Below are 16,851 nucleotides of genomic sequence, written 5' to 3' on the forward strand. Positions count from 1 at the left end.
GGGGGGCCCCCCCCCCCCCGGGGGCCGCCGGGGGCGCCCCCCCCCCGCCCGCGGCCCCCCCCCCCCCCCCCCCCGCGGGGGGGGGGGCCCCCCCCCCCCCGGGGGGGGCCCCCCCCCCCCCCCGGCCGCTAGCGCGCCGGATGCAGCTGGATCGCCGAGGCCGGGCACATGGCGGCCGCCTGGCGGGCCAGGTCCGCCGCCCGTCCGCCGAGCTCGGCAGCGAGCACGACGACCTGTCCGTCCTCGTCCTGGTCGAACACCAGCGGCGCCGTCACCGCGCACTGCCCCGACGACACGCACCGCGAGGTGTCCGCCTCCACCCGAGCGACAGGCCGCTCACGCGGCTGCTCCTCGTTCACCACAGGACCGGGACCTCGCTGAGGCCGCCCGCCAGCCGTTCCGCGTGGTCGCGCAGGCTCCGCGCGTCCACCGCCAGCCGCATGCCGGGGAAGCGCCGGAACAGCGCGGTCAGCGCGATCTGCATCTCGGTGCGTGCCAGCACGTTGCCGATGCAGTAGTGGCCGCCGTGCCCGAAGGCCAGGTGCGCGTTGGGGGAACGCGACGGGTCGAAGGTGTCCGGCTCCTCGAACACCCGCCCGTCCCGGTTCGCGGCGTTGATCGCCACCAGCACCGCCTCGCCCCGCGCGATCGCGGTCCCCGCGACGGTGACGTCCTCGCGGGCGTAGCGGGTCAGGCCCAGGCCACCGGGCGAGGCCATCCGCAGGACCTCCTCCACGGTGGCGCGGGCCAGCGCCTCCGGGTCGGCCGCGAAGCGGTCCCGCCGGCCGGTGTCGCTCAGCAGGTACAGGACCCCCAGGTCGATCCGGGCCGACGTCGTCTCGTGGCCCGCGAACAGCAGCCCCACCGCCAGCCTGGTCATCTCCCCCTCGGTGAACGAGGGGTCCTCCGCCTGCACGGCCAGGATGTCGCTGATCACGTCCTGTCCCGGCCGCTTCCGCTTCTCCTCGGCGATGACGGCCACGTACGCCTCGAACTCGGCCATGGCCGCGGCGCCGTCGGCCCCGCCGTACAACGCGGCGATCCGCTCCGACCAGCCGCGCAGCAGGTCCCGGTCCGCGACCGGCACACCCAGCAGCTCGCAGATCACCATCACCGGCAACGGGAACGACAGGTGGTCATGCAGGTTGACGGCACGTTCCGGCTCCCGTGAACGCTCCTCGTCCATCGCGTCCAGGCAGGATGCGGCGAGCTCCCCGATCCGCTCGCCCAGCCGGCGCATGCGCGGCGCGCTGAACGCGGGCGCCAGCATCCGCCGCATCCGGGTGTGCTCGCGGTCCTCCTCCTCGGGCGTGGGGGCGGGGCGCGTGTGCAGCGCCGACTCCGAGATCCTCGGCGCGCCCTCGGAATCGGGGCGCAGCCGGGAGAACCGGGCGTCGCCCAGAAGCACCCGGGCCTCCTCGTAGCGGGTCACCAGCCAAGCCGGGTCACCGGCGGGTGTCGTCACCCGCGTGATCGGACCTTCCTCGCGCAGACGCGCGAACAGCGGCGCCAGGTCCAAGGCGTCGGGGCGCTCGAAGGGTAACTGCGGTGCGGACGCGGTCATCGTCTCTCCTCACCGGCCAAAGGCCACAAGAACAGCGGACGCTCGGCAGAACCGCCCTCTCCTGCACATCCGGGCCAGGGCGGACGAACGGCGCCCCGGGCCCACAAGTGAGAGTCAGCTCTCTTTTCTCCCGGGAGCGTAACACCACCGGCACGCACAGTCAGCCACCGGGCGCCGTCGGCCTGTTCGGTGACGGGGGTGGACCCCGGCTCGGTGAAGGACACCTGCGACACGACCCCCTCGGGACGCCGGCCCCGCCCTGCCAGGCGGTCTCAGAGTCGTACGGGCAGGTGGCGGGGCCCGCGGAGCATGGCGTTCTGCCGGTAGGGAGGCGGGTCCTGGAGCAGGCGCGCTGTGCCGAGGCGGGGGATCAGCGCACCGAGCGCGGCCTCGGCTTCGATGCGGGCCAGTGGTGCGCCGTAGCACAGGTGGATACCGCTGCCGAAGCCGAGGTGCTCGTTGTCCGGGCGGGTGGGGTCGAACCGGTCGGGCTCGTGGAACCGGTTGGGGTCGCGGTTGCCGGAGGCCAGCGCGAGCACGACGGAGGCGCCTTCGGGGAGGGTGGTGCCGGCGATGTCGATGTCGGCGAGGGGGATGCGCTCGCGCATGTGGACCGGGGGTTCGTAGCGCAGCAGCTCCTCCACCACCCGCGGCAGCAGGTCCGGTTCGCGGCGCAGCTGATCCAGCTGCTCGGGCTGACGCAGCAGGGTGAGCACCCCGTTGGTGATGAGGTTCACCGTGGTCTCGTGTCCCGCGATGAGCAGCAGCACGGCGGTTTCCGCGAGTTCCTCCCGGGTGAGCCGCAGGGCCGGGTCCGGTTCGTTGACGAAGGCGGAGAGCATGTCGTCGCTCGGATCGCCACGGCGCCTCTCGGCAAGGTCCACCAGGTACCGGCCCATGTCGCCCCGCGCCTGGCCGCCCGCCTTGTCCTGCTCGGTGGAGTCCTCTTCGGGCCTGACGTCGGCGGACGCGACGATCACGTCGGACCACGCCCGGAAGAGCGGCTCGTCCTCACGTGGCACGCCGAGCAGGCGGCAGATCACCGTGACGGGCAGTGGGTAGGCGAGATCGTCGACGATGTCGATCCGGCGGCCCGCCTGGAACGGCTCCACCAGTTCCTCGGTGAGCTGGGCGATCTCGCCGCGCATGGCATCGACCCGGCCCGGGCTGTGCGGGGGGCCGAACGGCCTTGTGGCCAGGGTGCGCAGTCGGTGATGCTCCGGGTCGTCGAGCCGCAGGAACGGCGGCTTGTGTGTCGTCTCGCCACGGGTGCGGGGCTCGACACTCATCCGTGGATCGTGGAGCAGGGCGGCGATCTCGTGGTAGGTGCCGATCAGGTAGCTGCCGTCCTCCTGCCGTACGACGGGACCGGCCTCGCGGAGTTCCGCGTACAGCGGGTAGGGGTCGGGGCGGTTCGCGTAGTCGGTGATCCGTGCCAGCAAGGTGTCGGAGTCCATGGTGGCTCCTCGTCGGTGGGCGGGGCGTGGGTCAGCCGCGGGGCTGCACCACGGTCAGTCGGCGGTCGGGCAGATATCCGGTGAGCGCCACGGTGGGGCCGTGGGACAGCCCCTTCGGATCCGGCACGTCGGACGGGACCGGGATGTCCGCCGCGATCGCGCGGTCCGCCGCGCCGGGCGGGGGCGGGAACGGCGCAGCCGTCTCGATCAGGTGCCGGTAGTAGGCGAGCGACTTGGCCATGTCGACGGTGACCGCCGCGGTGACCCGCCCCTGGTAGCCGTAGACCATCGCCAGACGGCGCGCCTCCAAGGACCCCTGGGCGATGACGACATGGTCGGAGAAGGTGGGCACGCCCACCGACTTGATGTTGAGCCCGAACTGGGTCGACCAGAACGTCGGGAGGGCGAGGTGCGGGCGCCGCAGGGGCCCTGGACTGACCATGTTGTGGGCCGCCACCCCGGCCTGCTCGACCGCGTTCCCCCAGTGCTCCAGGGAGAGCATCTGGTAACCGAACAGCGGGTGGGGGAAGCGGGAGACGTCGCCGGCGACGAAGATGTCGTCAGTGACGATTCCGTACATGTTGAAGGCGCGGCACCCGGCGTCGCAGGCGATTCCGCGCGGGCCCGCCGCCAGTCCGGAGTCCGCCAGCCACTCGACGTTGCGGACCGCCCCCAACGCCACGACGCACACGTCCGCCTCGACGCGGCTGCCGTCGGACAGCTCCGCGCCGGTGAAGCGGCCGCCGTCGTCCCCGCGCAGGGCGGTGACCGTCACCCCGGTGCGCAGGTCCACACCGTGGTTGCGCTGCATGGCGGCCGCGAGCTTCGCCAGGGTGCCGCCGAGCGCGCCCACCAGAGGCGCGGGGCCGCGTTCGGCGACGGTGACGTCCAGCCCGCGTTCCCGGCAGGCCGAGGCGATCTCCGAGCCGGTGAAGCCGCCGCCGATGACCAGCACCCGCCGTGGCCCGGCGGCCAACCGCTCGGCCAAGCCGCTCGCGTCTTCACGGGTACGCAGGGTGAACACCCCGTCCAGGGCGGCCTCCTGCGGGTTGGGCCAGGGACGCGCCCGCGTCCCGGTGGCGATCAGCAACCGGTCGTACGGCAGCGACTCGCCATCGGCCAGCAGCAGCCGCTTCCCCAGGGGGTCCAGGCCGGTGGCGCGTACGCCCAGCCGCCACTCGGCGTCCGGATCCCGGCGCATCGGCAGCCCGGTGGAGTCCGCCGCAGCGTGGCCCAGCAGCACCTGCTTGGACAGCGGCGGCCGGTCGTAGGGCGGATGAGGCTCGTCGCCGACCACGGTCAGTGAGCCGGTGAAGCCCTCCTCTCGCAGCGCCTCCGCGGCCCGCAACCCGGCCAGCGACGCGCCGACGACGACGATCCGGCCCTCGCTCCGGTCACCGGCCATCGGTGCTCACCTCCTCACCGAGGAGGATGGCCTGGACCGGGCACGCCACCGCGGCCTGGCGCACGCGCTCGACCTGGTCGTCGGGGACAGCCGGGTCGTACAGCAGTCCTTCGTCGCCGTGCAGCTGGAACACCTTCGGCGCGAGGAACACGCACTGTGCGTAGCCCTGGCAACGCGTGAGGTCCACAACGGTTCGCATCCCCACCACTCCCTTTGCCGCCACACCCCTCTCTTCCAGCATGGGACGAGAACCGGGCCCTCGCACGGCGGCGGCTCGGGCCGGTCGCGCTCCAGCCCGCATCAGACAGGGGTTCCTCTTCGACGTGGACAGCGCGTCAACGCCGGGGTTGACGCCTGGACGCAGGAGGCGGGCAGGCCGCCGACGACGTCGGGGTGGCGCATCGGCTCGCCACTGCCCTGGCACTCGCCGCCGCCCTGGCAGGGGGTACCGTCCAGGTGGAGCGCTTCGGCGGCGCGGCCGAGTTCGGCGGCCCGCTGTTCGACGGCCCGCTGTTCGGCGGCGGCAAGGATGGGGGCTGGTGCGTGGTGTTACTGGGGAACGATCCGCGGGAGATCGGTGGGTACCGACTGGAGAGTCGCCTCGGCGCGGGCGGGATGGGAGTGGTCTACCGGGCGCGCTCGGTCTCCGGGCGCCAGGTGGCCGTCAAGGTGATCCGCCCCGAACTGGCCCAGGATCCCGAGTTCCGGGCCCGCTTCCGACAGGAGGTCGCGGCTGCCCGCAAGGTGAGCGGGGCGTTCACCGCGCCCGTGATCGACGCGGATCCCGACGCCCGGGAGCCCTGGCTGGCCACTCTCTTCATCGCCGGGCCGCCGCTGGGCGAACAGGTCGCCCGGCACGGCCCGCTGGAGGCCGGAGCGGTCCGGCAGTTGGCCGCCGGCCTGGCCGAGGCGCTGCAGGACATCCACCGCGCCGGGATGGTGCACCGGGACCTCAAGCCGGGCAATGTGCTGCTGGCGGCGGACGGCCCCCGGGTCATCGACTTCGGCATCGCCCGCGCGCTGGACGGCACCCAGCTCACCAGCACCGGCGTCGTGGTCGGCACGCCCCCGTTCATGGCGCCGGAGCAGTTCCAGCAGGGCGTCACCAGTTCTGCGACGGACATCTTCGCGCTCGGCTCCGTGCTGGTCTTCGCCGGCACCGGACGCGGCCCGTTCGGCGCGGACTCCGGGCACGCGGTGGGGTTCCGCGTGGTCTACGAGGAGCCCGACCTGACCGGCCTGCCGGCGGAGCTCCGCCCGCTGATCCTGCCCTGCCTCGCCAAGGACCCTGCGCAACGGCCCACGGTGGAGCAGCTGTTGGCCCAGCAGTCGGACGTCCTGACCACGCCGACGGTGCGGCTGCGGGAAGCGCCGCACCCGCGGACGGTCAGGACCGGACCGGTCCCCGCCCCGGCCCCGGCCTCGGCTCCGGCCCCGGAGGAGGAGTCGGAGGGCGCAGGGATCGGACTGATGGTCCTCATGATGCTGGTGCCGCTGCTGATCGTGGCACTGATCGGATTTCTGATGCTCTGACCAGGGGGATCCGTCGGCGAGGAGCCGCGCGCGCCCGATCGGACGGCCGCGGCGTGCTCCGGCCCGTCGGTCCGGGAGCAGCGCCCGGGCCGACGGACCGTTCGGACGTCAGCGGGCCAGGGCGGTGACGGTCAACCCGGGCGCGGCGGCGATCTCCGCCGGGGTGAACCGCTCGGTGATCCACTGCTTCCGGGCGTAGCGGACGGTCTGGTCGGTGTAGTGGGGCGAGCGCGGGTTGACGGACTGGCCGTACGTCAGGAGGGTCCGGGTGCGCGGGCCCCGGTCCGTCAGCTCGGTGGCCATCACGAAGCTGGAGCCGAACGCGAGGCCGGTGAGGTCGGCGGGCTGCGTGCCGCCGTCCCGGCCCGACCCCGGGCTCGCGGTGAGGACGTTGAAGCAGCCCTCGGCGCCGGAACAGCCGTGCAGCGGGATTCCGGCCCAGCGCTGGACCTGGCCGATCGGGGCGTCCGGCGCCGTGCCCCGGGCGGCCAGCGTCCGGACGGCGTCGGCCAGGGCGTGCTGGGCGGCCGGGTGCTCGCCGTCGATCCCGCGCGGGGTGGTGAGCGGGGCGGCCGGGTCGTAGGGCACCTTCTGCCAGGCGGGCGGGCCGCTGCGGCCCAGGGCCTGGTGGAAGGTCTGCCACAGGACGGTCCCCCGGCTGCCGGTGTCGGCGCGGGTGTCCCAGCGGGCCAGGGCGTCGCAGGCCGCCCGCACGTCGACCGGGGTGCCGTCGGTCGCCGGCAGCACGGGGTGGGCGCGGCACATCGCGACCGTGTCGTCGCGGTCGAGCTCGGCGGTGTAGACGCGGTTCCCGAACACCGTGTCCTGGAGGGTGGCCAGGGTGAAGCCCGGGGCGCCGAGGCCGTCGCTGCCGTCCCGGCGGTCGGCGATCATGGTCAGGCCGAGCTGCGGGCGCGTCCCGAGCCGGGGCTGCGGGTTGTAGACGGTCGGCAGGCCGGGCAGCGGAGCCTGCGGGTTGACCAGGTACGGGCCGTTGTTGGAGTTGGCGACGTAGTCGGTGCGGGTGAGCGCCGGCTGGTGGGACGGGCCGTACAGGCCCGGGACGCGTGCGTCCGGGTCGCTGCCCCAGTCGCACGCGATGGTCGAGCCGTCCAGGGCGTCGGGGACGTCGGTGCCGGTCAGGGCGCAGCGGGCGAGTTGGGCGTCGGTGAGGTGCGGGACGGCCGACGAGTCGGTGAAGTACGCCGCGCCACCGGTGTCGACGGCCATCGTGTAGACCCACGGCATGCCCTGGAAGGTGCGCTGCGCCTGCTGGAGCTCGCCGAGGGTCTGCGCGCGCCCCATCGCCAGCCACTCGTCGGCCGAGCGGAGGTTGTCGGCGTTGGCGTCGCGGACGGCGTAGGCGTGCGCGGTCGTCCAGCCCCCGGCGGCGACGGGCCCGTAGCGGGTGCCGTAGACCGTGCGCTCGACGGTGGACAGGGTGCCGTCCGCGGCGCGGACGGTGACCGGGACGGTGCGGCGGGTCATCGCTTCGGGCCTGCCGTCGACCAGGTAGCTGGTCGGGTCTCCGGGCACCAGGGTGACCCGGTAGACCGAGGCGTGCTGGGAGTAGCTCGCCGTGTGGGTCCAGGCGAGGGTGCGGGTGTGGCCGATCTGGACCACCGGGACGCCGTAGAGGCCGGCCCCGGCGACGTCCAGGACGCCCGGGATGGTGAGGTGGACCTGGTAGAAGCGGGTGCTGCCGGTCCACCCCAGGTGGGGGTTGGCGAGCAGCAGTGGGTCCCCGTCGCGGGTGGCGTCGCGGCCGAGGGCCCAGCCGTTGCTGCCGGGGCCGGTCTCGGCGTCGGCCGGGCGGGCGAGCCGGGGGGCCGGCGGCGCGGCGGCCGGCGGCGTCGCGGTGGGCGTCACGGCGGCTGGCGTCGCGGTGGGCGGCGTCGCGGTGCCGATGTCCTGCTTGACGGCGGCCGTGCCGGCGATGGTGTTGAGGTCGAGGAGCACGCCCCAGAGGTCCACGGGGGTGATCGGCCCGACCCAGGCCTGGCCCCGGCAGGTCGGGTCGGGCAGCCGGTCGGTGCCGGTGTCGCGCAGGTAGCGGTTGTAGCCGTCGGCGTAGCCCTCGACCATCCGCCGCAGCTCGTCGGTCGGTCCGAGCGGGGCCGGGCGGTCCAGCAGCCGCTGCACCGTGCCGGGGTCGAGTACGCCCTTGTAGTAGGCGTCGCTGGCCAGGTTGGTGGTGCCGGGCGCGTCGACCGAGGACGCGGCGGGGCCGAAGTACCGGGACCGCTCGCCGCGCAGGGTGACCACGTGGTCGGCCAGCTGGCAGAGGTCGTCCTGCGCGAACGCGTAGCCGTACCCGTAGCCCAGGCCGCCGTAGTCGCGCGCCACGATGTGCGGCACGCCGTTCTCGGTGCGGCGGATCTTGGCGCTCTGGCCGGCTGCGAGGTCCACCGCGGGCCCGGGCTCGGCCGCGCGGGCGGAGGCCGGGTCCAGCGCCGCCGCCGAGGCCGAGGCCAGGCAGAGTGCCGCCGCGATCGCGATCAACCGCCTTGCCACGGAGGATGGATGACGTGTGGTCAGGTCAGTTCTGTGGGTCATGACGGTCACGCTGCCGGTGGTACCGCCCCCGGCGCATCACCCCGGGGAAGGAGTCCGACATCGACCGCGCGGCGTACGCCCCGCACGGCGCACCTGGTCCGGCCACGGTGGCTGGCCCGCCACCTGACGGTTCGACACCGATGGTGCCGGTGGGGGATGGTAGGGCGGTGGCGGCGGTCCGACCACCGGCTGCGACGACTACGACGTCCTGGCACCGGCACGGCGGCCGCAGGCCACGCCTACGGCATTCCACCCGAATTCCACCCGACCGGTCCGCACCGTCGGCGACGGCGTGACACCGGTGATCGACATCGGAAGGGACATCATGAACGGCAGGATCGTGACTCTGCTCGGCATACCCGCGCTGCTCGCGGGGGCAGTACTCGGAGCAGCCCCGGCGCACGCCGACACCGGAGTGCGGATCGCCGGCGCGACCGTTTCCGGTGGCGCCTCGGCGACCGTGAACGTCACCATCGCCTACTCCTGCGACACCGGCGCCTTCGTCGCGTCCGCGACCGTGACCGCCGAGGACCGAGGGTCCGGGGCCCTCGGCTTCACCCGCTTCACCCCGAACTGCACGGGCGCGAACGTCACGGTGACCGTCCCGGTCACGACGCTGAACCAGAGCCGCTACGCCGCGGGCGACACGGCGGCCGTCCGGGCCTCGCTGCTCGACGGGACCGACACCGAGCTGGTCGGGACCATCACCCGGCTCCCCATCGGTACCGCGTAGCCGGGAACGCCGCGCACCGGGCCTCCCCGGTCAGGGGGTCCAGTACTGGTGGGGTCTCGTATTCAACTGTCGCCAGTTCCCCGAGGATTCCAACCGACTGGTGACCTTGTGTGATCGCCAGCCGCGTACGCTTCCGCGTCCCGCCGGCCTCCTTGAGGAGGCGGCTGGTGGTCTTGTCGTGGTAGCCGAGGGCGTCCGCGACAACGGGGTGGGCAGGTCAAGGAGCTGCTGTCGGTCGGCGCCACTGCGGGAGGCTGCGACCGGGACGTCGATGCCGCCCATGAACGCGGAAAGGGGGTCGGGGCGAGCAGGCTCGTCTGCCCGCCAGCTGGGGAAGAGCCAGCGGGGTGCCTGATTGGTGGCGGCGTCCGTGTTGTCGCGACTTGCGACGTACTCCAGCAGCCGGGACACGACTGATGCGGGGGCGGGCCCAGCGGATTCCCCGAGCCGTAGAAGCGTTGCTCCTCCGCGCTTCTCCGTGCTTCTCCGTCACTGAACACGTCGTCGAGCATCAACTGGACGATGCGGGCGAGGGTTGAGCGGAGAGGAGGGCGAGGCCGGTGTACGCGATCAGCGCCATCCCCGTCGTCCGTAGAGGGCGTGCGCACCGGTCCGCCCGGCCGGGCCGGGTCCGTCGGTCAGCGTCTGACGATCCGGTCGAGGACGGTGGCGATGCCGGACTTGACCGCGTCTCGGTGGTGGAGGGGTTCCGCGGGCAGTTCGCTGGTAGGGCGCACGCCCCGGTCGGCGAGGATGTAGAGCAGGCGCAGGGTGCGCAGGCAGTTGCTGATGTGGGCGGGCACCGGCGAGCTGATGCGGTCGGCCCCGAAGCGGTCGGCGATCGGATCCAGCCAGCCGACGGCGTCGCGTTCGCTCAGGTCGGTGCGGGTGAGGACCCGGGCGATCGCCCGGGCCAGGCGGTCGTCCTCCATCTGGTCGTAGACATGGTCGGTGGGGACCGTCAGCCGTGCGGCGGCGAGGTCCAGCATCCGTACCGGCGCCACCTCGGGGTGGCGACCGAAGCCGGCAAGCAGGTCCGCGCCGTGCGCCACCGCGTGGAGCCAGCCGAGCGTCTCGTCGTGGCCGCGCAGATCCTGCTCCGCCGGGTACCAGTGCTCGAACGCGTCCACCCAGCCGGCCTTGAAGTCCCCCGCGACCACCAGCATGTCGAGCACGAGGGGCGCGAAGGTGCGGGCCTCGACCCGCGGGTCGGTGAACCGGGCGGCCATCTCGTCCCCCAGCTCCAGCCGCCGGGACGTCCCGATCACCCCACGGGCGATCCAGGTCGCGAGGACGGCATAGGGCGCGCCGTCCCGGACCAGTGGATCGGGATCTGCCAGGGCACGGGACAGCTCGCGGACGAGGTCGTCCATGGGCCGGTCAGCGGGCACGGCACAGTCGGCGGCCTCGACGCTCTTCCAGTCGGTCACGACGGGCAGAATAGGTCCTTGCCGTTGCCGCACGCCTGCGAATTATCTCCAGGCATCCACCTCAACCCGTCAACTGCCGTCCCAGAAAAAGCAGTTCGGGCGTTCCACATCATCCTGCCCGCCGAAGCCGGACAGATCATGTTCTCGGAGGCCGGGGTCTATGTCCGTGGCTTCGACCACGAAGCACCGATGAGCCCGTACGGCAACGATGGCGAGCCGTGGCCGGGCGTGATCGACGAGGTTCCGGAGGTCTTCAAGCCCTTCGTCGAGGAACCGGCGTTCACCGACGAGGACGACGTTCCAGTCGTGACCGCCTGCCTGTGGCGGGAGACGACGGATGATCGGTGGCGGCACGGCGTGATCGACTTCCCCGCCGGGTGTTCCGACCCTGACGGGGCAACGGGCCTGTTCGAGCTCTGACCGGGTAGACGGTCGGCTTGGTGACGCCCCGAGGCCGCCTCGCGGGTTCGAGTCCGGTGCCGCGACTGACGAACCTGGCGAAGAGTCGTGTCCTACCGGCTCGAGGCGCGGCCAACCGCCCCCGCTACGTCCTACACCTCCGGCTCCCAGGCGCGGAGCAGGTCGAGCAGCCCTGCGTCTCCGTCAACGTGCAAGGAGTCGGCCGGGATACGGTCGTACAAGTAGAGGACCAACTCACTGGCCGTGCCATGGATGGAGGCGCCGGCTGCGTCCGAGTCCTCGCCGGTCGCGGCAGCGGGCGCGGGGATGCGGGTGGAGCGTGCGCCGTCGCCATCGACCGTGAGGCGCCAGGAGCGGCCCTCGGCGGTGTGGAAGTCGAAGGCCGTGGGCTTGTGCGGCCAGGCGCTGGGCGTCGCGACGCAGGTGAACAGGAACTCCTCGACACCGTCGAGGGCGACCTCGGTCGGCAGCGGCTGCGGGGCGCCCGCGGCGAGCTGGGCGTCGTAGATGTGCACCGCGGTCTCCTGGGCCCGGTGCCGGGCGACTCCGCCGGAGGTCCGCGGCGTCTGCAGGGCACTCCACCACGCCCAGCAGCCGGCGTCCGGGCCCGACTCCCGCAGGGCGCTCAGCAGAAGCTGCGTCGACGCGGCCAGCCAGGTCAGCAGGGCCTCACGCTCCCGCGGCACTTCCAGAGCGGCGCGCGCAGCGGCGGCCTCGGCCGGGGGAGCGTCGGCAGGCCCCGCGCCGACGATCGCGGCCCAGAAACGGTCTCCCCCACCCAGGTGCTTCACCAGATCGAACAGCGTCCACCCGGGGCAGGTCGGCACCTGTGCGTCGAGACTGGGCGCGGCGGCGACCGCAGCGCGGAAGGCGGTCGACCGTTCGTCAATCAGTCGCAGCAGGTCAGGGAACTCAAGATTCTTTTCCACGCCGAATGTCTATCACCGTGCTCCGGTGGTCGGACAGCGATTTTCACAGTCGCCGCTTCGCTTTCAACGCCGCGTGGTCGGAGCTGTCCCCTGACCGCCATCGGCCCGCTCGCCTGGGCCCGAACCCTCAGGGCCCGGCTCCTGGCGACCGGCCCGGCAATCGCGCCACAATGGAGCGGAGGAAGGTGGTTCGGATGAGGGCGATACCTCACCTGCGGACCGGCGAGGGTTTGGCGGCGTTCACCGCCGCCGTCGTGGCTGTGGCGGCCATGGCCGCTATCGGTCTGTCGCCCGCCGGGGACCAGCCCGTCGTCGGCGCGGCGCTGGGCGGAGCCGCGATGGCCGTTCTCGGCGTTCTGGTGGTGACGGCCTTCGCACGCCTGGCCCGCTCCCGCCGGCACACCCGGCAGTTCGACCACGACACGGTACAGGCGTGGTTCACGACGCCGGACATCGAGGACTTCCCCGAGGAAGCCCTCCGCCCGCTCCTGCCGGAGAGCGACCCGCCGTCCATGAACCGCCTCTACACCGCATGGGTGTTCGCCACCCACGGTCACGACGCCGTCTGGCTCGAACGCCACTTCGACCTGCCCGGCGACCTCGCCCACAAGCTCGTCGAGCAGGCCCGCCACCGCGGGCGTCTGCCGCACCCCTGACGCCCGCATGACCGTGCCGGTACCCACTGCGCCATTCGAGCACGGTGCCGGCCGCGACACGGTGCGCCCCACGAGCCGTCGCCGACGCCTGGCTAGCTTCGTGGCGTGGACCGCGTCGTGTCTCTCTCCCAACTGCTGCGCCGCCCGCTGGTGGGGCGCGGCGGCGCGGCCGTGGGCCGCCTGTCCGATGTGATCGTCCGCCTGCGCGGGCGCGAGTACCCCCTGGTCGCCGGGCTGGTCGTGCGGGTCGGCAGACGCGACGTCTTCCTGCCCGTCGGGCAGGTCGCGGCCTTCGACGGCGAGCGGATCCGGCTCACCAGCGAGGTGGTGGACCTGCGCCCCTTCGAACGGCGGGAAGGGGAGGTCCTGCTGCGCGCCGACGTCCTCGGGCACCGGGTGATCGACGTCGCCGACGCCGAGCTCGTCCGGGCCCACGACCTGGAGCTGCGCGAGCGCCCGGACGGCTGGGTGGTCGACCGCCTGGACACCCACCCGCACCGCCCCCGCCCGCTCGGCCTCCTCACTGGTGAGCGCCGGCCGCGGTGGCGGGACTGGAAGTCCTTCGAACCGCTCATCGGCCACGCCCAGTCCGCGCGCGTGCGCGGCCCGTTCGGGCGGCTGGCCCGGCTCAGGCCGGCCGACCTGGCGAACCTGCTGGAAGACGCCAACCGCACCGAATCGCACGAGATCCTGCAGACCGTCCACGCCGATCCCGAGCTGGAGGCGGACGTCTTCGAGGAATTGGAACCCGACTCGCAGACGCGTCTGCTCGCGGAGAAGAACGATCGCGAGATCGCCGAGGTGCTCGGCCGGATGCGCGCGGACGACGCCGCAGACGCGATCAACGACCTTCCGCAGAACCGCCGTCAGCCGGTGCTCGACGCCCTGCCGGCCGGCCAGCGCACGAAGGTCCTCACGCTGATGGGCTTCAACCCCTCTAGCGCCGGCGGCCTGATGGCCCTCGACATCCTCACCGCGTCCCCGGCCACGACTGTCACCGAGGTGCTCGGCCTCGTCCGGGCCGCCCGAACCCTGCAACCGGAGGCCCTCACCAGCGTCCACGTCATCCGGGACGGAACCCGGCTGATCGGTACGGCGACCCTGGTCGCCCTGCTCCAGGCTGACCCCGGCTCCCGCCTGGACGAGGTCATGAGCACCGAACCGGTCCGGGTGCTCCCGGACACCGACGTCGAGGACGTCGCCCTGCTGATGACCGACTACAACCTCCTCACCGTGCCCGTCGTCGACCACCGGGACCAGATCCTCGGCGTCATCACCGTCGACGACATCCTGGAAACCGTCATCCCCGAGGACTGGCGCCGCCGCGAACCCGCCCCGCGCCCGGCCCACCGGACCGACGACGCGCCGAGCGAGGCCATGAACACCACGGACCTCGACGAATGACCACCCCGCAGAACCCCCCGGACCCCCCGGACCGCCCGGACCGCCCGGACCGCCCGGACCGCCCGGACCGCCCCGATCACGCCGCACCCGCAGACGAACGCGCACAGGGCCCCACCGAACCACCACCGAAACGCGAGGCCACGCCCACCGCCACACCGGCGAAGCCCACCCCTCCCGCACCGGCACCGGCAGCGCCCAAGTCCGCACCTGCCAAGCCGGTCCGCAGGACGCCGGCCGCCCCCCGGCGCAGCGCGGTCCTGGACGAGGCCCACCTCGGCGACATCGAGGGCGCGTTCGGCCGGATCGCCCGGGACTACACCGAAGATCGCCCGAGCTTCAAGACCCGCGTGCTCACCCTGCTGGCCGTCGTCGGGCCCGGCATCATCGTCATGGTCGGCGACAACGACGCCGGCGGGGTCGCCACCTACGCCCAGGCTGGCCAGAACTACGGCTACTCCCTGCTCTGGGTCCTGCTGCTGCTCGTGCCGGTCCTGATCGTCAACCAGGAGATGGTGGTACGTCTCGGCGCCGTCACCGGTGTCGGCCACGCCCGCCTGATCACCGAGCGCTTCGGCAGGTTCTGGGGCTGGTTCAGCGTCGGGGACCTGTTCGTCCTCAACTTCCTCACCATCGTGACCGAGTTCATCGGCATCTCGCTGGCCGCCGAGTACCTCGGCGCGTCCAAGTACTGGGTGGTGCCGCTCTCCGCCTTCCTGCTGATCGCCGTCACCGCCAGCGGCTCCTTCCGCCGCTGGGAACGCGCCATGTTCGCCCTCATCGCGGTCAGCCTGCTGCTCGTCCCGCTCATCCTGATGTCCGGGCCCCGGTGGGGCCAGGCCGCCCGGCACTTCGTCGTCCCCGGCATCCAGGGCGGCATCACGGGCGACGCGATGCTGCTGGTCATCGCGATCGTCGGCACCACCGTGGCTCCCTGGCAGCTCTTCTTCCAGCAGTCCAACGTCATCGACAAACGCATCACTCCGCGTTTCATCGGCTACGAACGCGCGGACACCGTCATCGGCTCGGTCGTCGTGGTCGTCGGAGCGGCCGCCCTCGTCATGGTCGCCGACTACGGGGCCCGCGGCACGAGCTTCGAAGGCAACTTCACCGACGCCGCTGGCGTCGCCCACGCCCTCGAACAGCACAGCCGCGCACTCGGCGTCATGTTCGCCATCGTCCTCATGGACGCCAGCATCATCGGCGCCGCCGCCGTCACCCTCGCCACCAGCTACGCCTTCGGCGACGTCTTCAACCTGCGGCACTCACTGCACCGCGGCTTCGGCGAGGCGAAGAAGTTCTACGCCTCCTACAGCCTGATGGTGCTGCTCGCCGCCGCCATCGTGCTCATCCCCGGCGCCCCGCTGGGGGTCATCACCGAAGCCGTCCAGGCCCTCGCCGGACTTCTCCTGCCCTCCGCCAGCACCTTCCTGCTCCTGCTCTGCAACGACCCCGAAGTCCTCGGCCCCTGGGTCAACCCCCGCTGGCTCAACCTCCTCGCCACCCTCATCATCGCCGTCCTGCTCATGCTCTCCGCCACCCTGATGACCTCCACGCTCTTCCCCCGCATCGACGTCAAGGCCCTGACCGTCTGGCTCGCCGTCGTCCTGGTCGTCGCGCTCATCGCGGCGGCCGCCGGACTGCGGATCGCCCGCCAGCGCTCCGGGGCCCCGGCCCAGGCTCCGGCGCCTGCGATGTCGGCGGCCGAGAAGCTCGCCTGGCGGATGCCCCCACTGGCCCTGCTCAAGCCCGTCCAGTGGTCACCGGCACTACGGCTCGGCATGTTCGCCCTGCGCGGCTACCTCGTCCTCTCCGCCATCCTGCTGCTGGTCAAGGCCATCCGTCTTGGCGGAGCGTGACCCGAGGAGTGACACAGAGCGGCCGGCCGGGGAAGCGGCAGCGCCGCCCGGTCGCCGGAGCTGGGCGTGTTCCCCGCCGCCGGTCCCACAGCGCGGGCGTCAACCGCATCGGCAGGTGTGGACCATCGGCTGCCGGGATGCACGGGGCGGCCTTGGGAGGTGTGCGGCGCCGATCAGGTGGGCAGGTGGTGCCGGGGACTCGTCGAGCGGTCGGTCCCCACGCAGGCCGGGCCCCAGGGTGAACCGGCTACGACAGGAGCGGCAGGATCATGGGCAGACAGCTTCCCCGCCGAAGGAGGCCAGCTCATGTGCATCAGGCAACGGCATCCCGTGCCCCGCTCGGCAGCCGTCCCCGCCGCTGCGTCTGCGCTGCGGATCACCGCCCTGGACCTCCCCGGCCGCGCCCGCGTCCTGCGCCTGGACGGTGAGATCGACATGGACCAGCGCCGCGAGCTGGAGGACGCCCTCGCTGACGCACCACCGCGGCTCGTCGTCGACCTGTCCCGGCTGGGCTTCTGCGACTCCACCGGGCTGAACGCCCTGATCAAGACCCGGCAGGCCGCCGCAGACAGCGGGACCGGCCTGCTCCTTGTCGCCCCGGTGCCGCAGGTGCGCCGTCTGCTGGAGGCGGCTGGCGCCGATGCCCTCTTCACCGTAGCCGCCCGCGTCACCGCCGCCCTGGCCGGTGATGGCCACCCCACAGGGAGGTGAGCACCCTGGACGTGCCCGCGCGCTACATCGTCGCCCTGCCCGGGGTCGGCTCCCACGCCCCGCCCAAAACCCCTCGCGGCAGCCTAAATCGGTATCGAACGCCCTCTCAGTGGGGGTTTTGGGATCTCTGATCCCATAAATGGCTTATGGTCACGTCGCTTTGATTACGCTATGCCCGATAGATGAACAACATCCAT

Annotated in this window: 14 protein-coding genes and 1 pseudogene; 7 read left to right on the forward strand and 8 right to left on the reverse strand. The window is 72.7% G+C overall.

Annotated features, from left to right (window positions below; genetic code table 11):
* Positions 1-128: 128 nt before the first annotated feature.
* From ACIPLC_RS36710 to ACIPLC_RS36730, 5 genes are all read right to left on the reverse strand, one after another.
* On the reverse strand, positions 129-359 hold the full coding sequence (locus ACIPLC_RS36710) for a ferredoxin (protein WP_400477401.1): 231 nt from the start codon (positions 357-359) through the stop codon (positions 129-131).
* Positions 356-1,564: a cytochrome P450 gene (locus ACIPLC_RS36715; protein WP_400477402.1), complete on the reverse strand. Its 1,209-nt coding sequence runs from the start codon at positions 1,562-1,564 to the stop codon at positions 356-358. The genes ACIPLC_RS36710 and ACIPLC_RS36715 overlap by 4 nt, the downstream gene beginning before the upstream one ends.
* Positions 1,565-1,836: 272 nt before the next feature.
* The gene (locus tag ACIPLC_RS36720; protein ID WP_400477403.1) at positions 1,837-3,021 is read right to left on the reverse strand and encodes a cytochrome P450; all 1,185 of its coding nucleotides are present in this window, start codon (positions 3,019-3,021) and stop codon (positions 1,837-1,839) included.
* Positions 3,022-3,052: 31 nt separating this feature from the next.
* Positions 3,053-4,426 (reverse strand): NAD(P)/FAD-dependent oxidoreductase, encoded by a 1,374-nt coding sequence (locus ACIPLC_RS36725; RefSeq protein ID WP_400477404.1) that lies wholly within the window; start codon positions 4,424-4,426, stop codon positions 3,053-3,055.
* Positions 4,416-4,625 carry a ferredoxin gene (locus ACIPLC_RS36730; protein WP_400477405.1) on the reverse strand — a complete coding sequence of 70 codons (210 nt, stop codon included), beginning with the start codon at positions 4,623-4,625 and terminating at the stop codon, positions 4,416-4,418. The genes ACIPLC_RS36725 and ACIPLC_RS36730 overlap by 11 nt, the downstream gene beginning before the upstream one ends.
* 194 nt (positions 4,626-4,819) lie before the next feature.
* Here ACIPLC_RS36730 and ACIPLC_RS36735 point away from each other — a divergent pair, with 194 nt between their 5' ends.
* Positions 4,820-5,959, forward strand: a complete 1,140-nt coding sequence (locus ACIPLC_RS36735; RefSeq protein WP_400477406.1) for a serine/threonine-protein kinase — start codon at positions 4,820-4,822, stop codon at positions 5,957-5,959.
* 108 nt (positions 5,960-6,067) lie between these two features.
* Here ACIPLC_RS36735 and ACIPLC_RS36740 read toward each other — a convergent pair whose 3' ends face one another.
* Entirely contained in the window at positions 6,068-8,473 is a 2,406-nt protein-coding gene (locus ACIPLC_RS36740; RefSeq protein ID WP_400477407.1) for a penicillin acylase family protein, read from the reverse strand.
* 367 nt (positions 8,474-8,840) lie between these two features.
* On the opposite strand from ACIPLC_RS36740, the gene ACIPLC_RS36745 reads away from it, so the two are divergent.
* Positions 8,841-9,248, forward strand: coding sequence for a hypothetical protein (locus tag ACIPLC_RS36745; RefSeq protein ID WP_400477408.1), 408 nt, complete (start codon positions 8,841-8,843; stop codon positions 9,246-9,248).
* A gap of 638 nt (positions 9,249-9,886) precedes the next feature.
* Here ACIPLC_RS36745 and ACIPLC_RS36750 read toward each other — a convergent pair.
* The gene (locus ACIPLC_RS36750) at positions 9,887-10,678 is read right to left on the reverse strand and encodes a DUF2785 domain-containing protein (protein WP_400477409.1); all 792 of its coding nucleotides are present in this window, start codon (positions 10,676-10,678) and stop codon (positions 9,887-9,889) included.
* Between the two features lie 135 nt (positions 10,679-10,813).
* On the opposite strand from ACIPLC_RS36750, the pseudogene ACIPLC_RS36755 reads away from it, so the two are divergent.
* Positions 10,814-11,095 (forward strand): annotated as a pseudogene (locus tag ACIPLC_RS36755) (hypothetical protein); the annotation flags it as partial.
* A gap of 134 nt (positions 11,096-11,229) precedes the next feature.
* On the opposite strand, the gene ACIPLC_RS36760 reads toward ACIPLC_RS36755, so the two are convergent.
* Complete coding sequence (locus ACIPLC_RS36760) at positions 11,230-12,027, reverse strand: maleylpyruvate isomerase family mycothiol-dependent enzyme (protein WP_400477410.1); 798 nt, start codon at positions 12,025-12,027, stop codon at positions 11,230-11,232.
* Positions 12,028-12,221: 194 nt separating this feature from the next.
* Between ACIPLC_RS36760 and ACIPLC_RS36765 the strand changes: the two genes are divergently transcribed.
* From ACIPLC_RS36765 to ACIPLC_RS36780, 4 genes are all read left to right on the forward strand, one after another.
* On the forward strand, positions 12,222-12,683 hold the full coding sequence (locus tag ACIPLC_RS36765; RefSeq protein ID WP_400477411.1) for a hypothetical protein: 462 nt from the start codon (positions 12,222-12,224) through the stop codon (positions 12,681-12,683).
* 105 nt (positions 12,684-12,788) lie between these two features.
* Positions 12,789-14,087 (forward strand): magnesium transporter MgtE N-terminal domain-containing protein, encoded by a 1,299-nt coding sequence (locus ACIPLC_RS36770; RefSeq protein ID WP_400477412.1) that lies wholly within the window; start codon positions 12,789-12,791, stop codon positions 14,085-14,087.
* On the forward strand, positions 14,084-15,943 hold the full coding sequence (locus tag ACIPLC_RS36775) for an NRAMP family divalent metal transporter (protein ID WP_400477413.1): 1,860 nt from the start codon (positions 14,084-14,086) through the stop codon (positions 15,941-15,943). The genes ACIPLC_RS36770 and ACIPLC_RS36775 overlap by 4 nt, the downstream gene beginning before the upstream one ends.
* 306 nt (positions 15,944-16,249) lie before the next feature.
* Positions 16,250-16,654, forward strand: a complete 405-nt coding sequence (locus tag ACIPLC_RS36780) for an STAS domain-containing protein (RefSeq protein ID WP_400477414.1) — start codon at positions 16,250-16,252, stop codon at positions 16,652-16,654.
* Positions 16,655-16,851 lie beyond the last annotated feature (197 nt).

Source organism: Kitasatospora sp. NPDC086801 (assembly GCF_044745805.1).
In the GTDB taxonomy this organism is placed as follows: domain Bacteria; phylum Actinomycetota; class Actinomycetes; order Streptomycetales; family Streptomycetaceae; genus Kitasatospora.

Coding starts and splice junctions, on each gene's coding strand:
- ACIPLC_RS36715 (WP_400477402.1), bottom strand. CDS start 1,564: ATGACCGCGTCCGCACCGCAGTTACCCTTCGAGCGCCCCGACGCCTTG.
- ACIPLC_RS36720 (WP_400477403.1), bottom strand. CDS start 3,021: ATGGACTCCGACACCTTGCTGGCACGGATCACCGACTACGCGAACCGC.
- ACIPLC_RS36725 (WP_400477404.1), bottom strand. CDS start 4,426: ATGGCCGGTGACCGGAGCGAGGGCCGGATCGTCGTCGTCGGCGCGTCG.
- ACIPLC_RS36730 (WP_400477405.1), bottom strand. CDS start 4,625: ATGCGAACCGTTGTGGACCTCACGCGTTGCCAGGGCTACGCACAGTGC.
- ACIPLC_RS36745 (WP_400477408.1), top strand. CDS start 8,841: ATGAACGGCAGGATCGTGACTCTGCTCGGCATACCCGCGCTGCTCGCG.
- ACIPLC_RS36765 (WP_400477411.1), top strand. CDS start 12,222: ATGAGGGCGATACCTCACCTGCGGACCGGCGAGGGTTTGGCGGCGTTC.
- ACIPLC_RS36775 (WP_400477413.1), top strand. CDS start 14,084: ATGACCACCCCGCAGAACCCCCCGGACCCCCCGGACCGCCCGGACCGC.
- ACIPLC_RS36780 (WP_400477414.1), top strand. CDS start 16,250: ATGTGCATCAGGCAACGGCATCCCGTGCCCCGCTCGGCAGCCGTCCCC.